General features: G+C 75.7%; 4 protein-coding genes and 1 pseudogene. 4 read left to right on the top strand and 1 reads right to left on the bottom strand.

Features of this window, described 5'->3' with window-relative positions:
- The 3 genes and pseudogenes from lnt to RKE29_RS27495 form a co-directional block, all read left to right on the top strand.
- The coding region (gene lnt / locus RKE29_RS27485; RefSeq protein WP_312008375.1) for an apolipoprotein N-acyltransferase at positions 1-1,015 on the top strand (1,015 nt) is incomplete at its 5' end.
- Positions 1,012-1,800 (top strand): polyprenol monophosphomannose synthase, encoded by a 789-nt coding sequence (locus RKE29_RS27490; RefSeq protein ID WP_312008376.1) that lies wholly within the window; start codon positions 1,012-1,014, stop codon positions 1,798-1,800. The genes lnt and RKE29_RS27490, both read left to right, overlap by 4 nt.
- A 115-nt stretch (positions 1,801-1,915) precedes the next feature.
- Positions 1,916-2,582 (top strand): annotated as a pseudogene (locus RKE29_RS27495) (FxsA family protein).
- Positions 2,583-2,856: 274 nt separating this feature from the next.
- Here the strand turns inward: RKE29_RS27495 and RKE29_RS27500 are convergent.
- Complete coding sequence (locus tag RKE29_RS27500; RefSeq protein WP_312008377.1) at positions 2,857-3,231, bottom strand: RNA polymerase-binding protein RbpA; 375 nt, start codon at positions 3,229-3,231, stop codon at positions 2,857-2,859.
- A gap of 558 nt (positions 3,232-3,789) precedes the next feature.
- Here RKE29_RS27500 and RKE29_RS27505 point away from each other — a divergent pair.
- On the top strand, positions 3,790-5,388 hold the full coding sequence (locus RKE29_RS27505; protein WP_312008378.1) for a PLP-dependent aminotransferase family protein: 1,599 nt from the start codon (positions 3,790-3,792) through the stop codon (positions 5,386-5,388).
- The last annotated feature ends 63 nt before the right edge of the window (positions 5,389-5,451 follow it).

The following is a 5,451-nucleotide window of genomic DNA, read 5'->3' on the forward strand; positions in this document are numbered from 1 at the left end:
GGCGCCGTCCGGGCGCGCGGCCCGGCCCGCCGCCGCCGCGCTGGTCCTGGCCGCCGCCGCGGCCGCCGCCGGGTACGCCGTGCCCGTACCCACCGGGGCCGCGGACACCGTGGACATCGCCGTCGTCCAGGGGAACGTGGAGCGGCCCGGCATGGACTTCCTCGGCCGCCCGATGCAGATCCTGGGCAACCACGCGAAGGCCACCGAGGACCTGGCCCGGGAGGTCCGGGCCGGCCGGGCGCGCCGGCCCGACCTCGTGATCTGGCCGGAGAACGCCTCCGACCTCGACCCCTACCGGTACCCGGAGGCGTACGCCCGCATCGACGCGGCGGTGCGGGCGATCGGCGTGCCGGTGCTCGTCGGCGCCCTGGTCGACCACTCCACCAAGGACGGGTACGTCCTCAACCAGGGCATCGTGTGGGACCCGCGGACCGGCCCCGGCGCGTCGTACACCAAGCAGCACCCGGTACCGTTCGGCGAGTACGTGCCCTTCCGAGCGCAGCTCAGCAAGGTCGTCAGCCGTCTGAAGCGCGTCCCGCGCGACTTCTACCCCGGCGACCACGCCGGGCTGCTGCGGGTGGGCCCGGCCCGGCTCGGCGACGTGATCTGCTTCGAGGTCGCGTACGACGGGATCGTGCGCGACACGGTGAACGCGGGCGCCCGCGCCATCGTCGTACAGACCAACAACGCCACCTACGGCCGTACCGGTCTGCCCGAGCAGCAGCTGGTGATGTCCCGGCTGCGGGCGGTCGAGCACGGCCGGGCGGTGGTCACCGCCGCCACCAGCGGCATCAGTGCCGTCGTCGCACCCGACGGCACGATCGAGCGGCAGACGAGGGAATTCACGCGGGATGTACTGACCGCACGCATACCGTTGCGTGACCAGACCACTGTCGCCGACCACGTGGGTGCGGCGCCCGAATGGGCGCTCGCTATGGTGGGCGCTGCGTCCTGCGCGGCCGCGATCGCTCGCGGCCGGCTGGGACGCACAAGGATGAAGGAGCAGGAGCAGTGAGCGACGCGGGGGAGCGGACATTCGGTCCGCTCGGCAGGGCGTTGGTGATCATTCCGACGTACAACGAGGCGGAGAACATCGGGCCGATCATCGCCCGGGTACGCGAGGCCGTGCCCGAGGCGCACGTCCTCGTCGCCGACGACAACAGCCCGGACGGCACCGGCAAGATCGCGGACGAGATCGCGATCGGCGACGACCACGTCAAGGTGCTGCACCGCAAGGGCAAGGAAGGGCTCGGCGCCGCCTACCTGGCCGGATTCCGCTGGGGCATCGAGCGCGACTACGGCGTGCTGGTCGAGATGGACGCCGACGGCTCCCACCAGCCCGAGGAACTGCCCCGGCTGCTCACCGCCCTGAAGGGCGCGGACCTGGTGATCGGCTCGCGCTGGGTGCCCGGCGGGCGGGTCGTCAACTGGCCGAAGTCCCGCCAGTTCATCTCGCGCGGCGGCAGCACCTACTCGCGTCTCATGCTCGGCGTCCGGCTGCGCGACCTGACCGCCGGCTACCGGGCCTTCCGCCGGGAGACCCTGCTGGGGCTCGGCCTGGACCAGGTCGACTCGCAGGGGTACTGCTTCCAGGTCGACCTGGCCTGGCGCGCCGTCAAGGCGGGCTTCCACGTGGTGGAGGTGCCCGTCACCTTCATCGAGCGCGAGCTGGGCGACAGCAAGATGAGCCGCGAGATCGTCGTCGAGGCGCTGTGGCGGGTCACCTCCTGGGGTGTGAACGCCCGCGTCAGCCGGCTGCTGGGGGCCGCAAGCCCGCCTGACGGGCCGCGGCGGGGCTGACGGCGCCCGGCCCGGGCGACCGCGGCCCGGCCCGGGCGCGTACGGGCCTGCGGCCGGCGGCGGTCCGTCAGCCCCGGGCGCCGGCCGTGCCGGCCGACCCGGCACACTGGAAGGCATGACGACCGGCACACCCTGGCAGCGGACCCCCACCCGGCCCCGGCGCTCGCGCGCCCGCACCGCCGTGCCGCTGGCGGTCGCGGCCTGGCTGGTGCTGGAGATCTGGCTGCTGACCGTGGTGGCGGACGTGGCCGGGGGAGCGACCGTCTTCCTGCTGCTGGTGGCCGGGGTGGTGGCGGGCGCCGCGGTGATCCGNGCTGCTGGTGGCCGGGGTGGTGGCGGGCGCCGCGGTGATCCGGCGCGCGGGGCGGCGGGCCTGGCGCAGCCTGGCCGCGTCGATGCAGCCGGGGGCCGCTCCGGCCGGGCCCGGCGCGGACCTGTCGGCGGGCGCCGGCAACGCGGCGACGATGCTCGGCGGACTGCTGCTGATGGTGCCGGGCCTGGTGTCCGACGCGGCGGGCCTGCTGTGCCTCCTCCCACCGGTCCGGACGCTGCTGCGGCGCCGCTTCGTGCGGATGCTGTCCGGCGCGGCCGTCCCGGGGCCGCGGCCGGCCGGGTCCGGGCCGGACGGCTTCGGCGCGGACGGTTTCGGTGCGGGCGGTTTCGGTGCGGGCGGTGCGCACCGGCCGGAGGGCCGGGTCATCCGCGGTGAGGTCGTCCAGGAGGACGGCGCCGCGCCCGGACGGCCGGACAGCGGCGGCCGCGGGTCGGCGGGTAGGGACTGACAGGCGCCGCGACCAGGCGTTCTCCGGGTCCGGGGAACGCCCGCGCGGGAGCGCGACGCCGGGCGCCCGCGGATGTCGGCGCCGGGTCGTGGACGCGCGGGGGCCGTGGGCGCGCGCAAGGGCCGGGGCCACCGCCTGTCACGCGGTGGCCCCGGCCCTTGTGTGTCCCGCACGCCGCCCGGCACGGCTCGGCGGCGTACGGCCCGTGTCCTCGCCGGTCCGGCCCGGTCACGGCCGTCCGGCTGTGCCTATACCGGTCGGCGTGCGCCCGCCGTCAGGCGGACTTGCGGGTGTCGCGCGGATGCACGGCGATGTTCATGGCGCCGGAGCGCAGGACGGCCAGCCGCTCGGCCAGCACCTCCTCCAGCTCCTCGCGGGTGCGCCGCTCCATGAGCATGTCCCAATGGGTCCGCGCGGGCTTGATCTTCTTCTCCTCGGGCCCCTCACCGTCCACCAGGAGTGCCTGGGTGCCGCACGCCTTGCACTCCCACTCGGGCGGAATCTCCGCCTCCACCGAGAAGGGCATCTCGAACCGATGTCCGTTCCGGCATGCGTACTCCACCGCCTGGCGCGGGGCCAGATCGATGCCGCGGTCGGTCTCGTAGCTGGTCACCACGAGTCGCGTGCCGCGGAGAGCTCGCTCACTCATGAATCGTGCCTCCCGGGCTTGTCGCCCACAGGACAGGTGTCGCTGTCGTCGTCATCCGGTCAACGTCCGGTCGGCGGTGAAGATTCCCGTAGAGGGACATGCGTCGCCCGTCGTGCCGCCCCGTTGTTCTACCCACAGGCGCCCGGTTTGTCACATCTGACAGCAGATGTCACCCAGCGTTTTTGCCTCTTTAGCGCGCAGTAACGGTCCACCTGGTGAGTCAGGGGCGTACACTACCGCTCCTCATGCGTGAGCGGTAAATCTTTTGCCTTTCCGGTCATGCCTCCCACCGTGTGCGACCAGGCGCGGGCGCTGCGTGTCCGACCGGCGGCGGTCCGGACCGGCCGCCGGGTCCCGGCGGCCTTCCCTCCTCTTCCTGTCCTCTTCTTGCCGGCTCTTCTCCGGTATTCCCGTCCGGCCCTTTCCGGGCGTGATGTGGCCTGCTCCTGCCCTCGGACTCTGGTGCCATTGGCCTATGTAGTGGCATTCTTCCGTCATGTGTCAGTCCAGTTCCGTAGCCAATTCCCGGGGTGGCGCCCGGAAGGCGGACCCGCGGCCATGAGCCCGTGGACCTCGGCCGTGGGCACCCCGCAGCTGGCGCGCCTGCTCGGCTCCTCCGGCGGCCGCCCGGCGGCCGCGCCGGCGGTCCCCGGCGCGCGCCGGGTGCCGGCCTACCGCTCCCTCGCCGACGGCGTGCGGCTGCTCGTCCTGGAAGGCCGGGTGCCGGTCGCCGCCCGGCTGCCCGCCGAGCGGGAGCTGGCCACGGCGCTCGGGGTCAGCCGCACCACCGTGGCCGCCGCCTACGAGGCGCTGCGCGCCGAGGGCTTCCTGGAGTCGCGCCGCGGCGCGGGAAGCTGGACCGCCGTGCCCGCGGGCAGCCCGCTGCCCACCCGGGGCCTGCACCCGCTGCCCCCGGAGGCCGCGGGCTCCGTGATCGACCTGGGCTGCGCCGCGCTGCCCGCGCCCGAGCCGTGGCTGACCCGCGCGATGCGCGGCGCCCTGGAGGAACTGGCGCCGTACGCGCGCACCCACGGCGACTACCCCGCCGGGCTGCCCGTCCTGCGCCAGGCCCTCGCCGACCGCTACACCGCCCGCGGCGTCCCCACCAGGCCCGAGCAGATCATGGTCACCACCGGCGCCATGGGCGCGGTGGCCGCCATCTGCCGCCTCCTGGTGCGGCCCGGCGAGCGGGTCGCCGTCGACTCCCCCTCCTACGCCAACGTCCTGCAGTTGATGCGCGAGGCGGGCGCCCGGCTGGTGCCCGTGGCCATGGCGGACGGACTCGCGGGCTGGGACATCCCCGCCTGGCAGCAGGCGCTGCGCGCCGCCGCGCCCCGCATGGCCTACGTCATCGCCGACTACCACAACCCCACCGGCGCGCTCGCCGACGAGGAGCAGCGCCGCCGACTGGCCGGCGCGGCCCGCGCGGCGGGCAGCGTCCTGGTCGCCGACGAGACCATGGCCGAGCTGTCCCTGGACGGCCCGGTCGGCCCGGACGTCCCCCGGAGCCCGGACGTCCCCCGGAGCGCGGACGGGCCGGGGAGCGCGGACGGCGCGGACGGGACCGGGTACGCCGCCCGGCCCCGCCCGGTGGCCGCGTTCGACCCCGGGGGCAGCACGGTCATCACCCTCGGGTCGGCCAGCAAGGCGTTCTGGGCCGGGCTGCGCATCGGGTGGGTGCGCGCCGCGCCGGACGTCATCCGCAGCCTCGTGGCCGCCCGCGCCTACGCCGACCTCGGCTCGCCCGTCGTGGACCAGGTCGCCGTCGCCTGGCTGCTGCGCGGCGGCGGCTGGGAGGAGGCCGTCGCCCTGCGCCGCGCCCAGGCGCGGGAGAACCGCGACGCGCTCGTCGCCGCGGTCCGCCGCCACCTGCCCTCCTGGGAGTTCGCCGTGCCCTCCGGCGGGCTGACCTTGTGGGCCCGCACCGGCGGACTGTCCGGGTCCCGCATCGCCGAGGCGGGCGAGCGGCTGGGCGTGCGGGTGCCCTCCGGGCCGCGGTTCGGCGTCGACGGCGCCTACGAGGGTTTCGTACGGCTGCCGTTCACCGTCGCCGGCGCGGTCGCCGAGGAGGCGGCCGTCCGGCTGGCCGCCGCCGCGGACCTGGTCGCCTCCGGCGCGGGCGCGGAGGCGGAGGGCCCGCGGACCTACGTGGCCTGAGCCGGCAGCGGCCCGTCGTCCCCGGCCGTGCGCCGGGCCGCGGCCGCGGCCCGCGCCGCCCGG

The sequence above is a fragment of the Streptomyces sp. B1866 genome (assembly GCF_031932565.1).
Classification (GTDB): Bacteria; Actinomycetota; Actinomycetes; order Streptomycetales; family Streptomycetaceae; genus Streptomyces.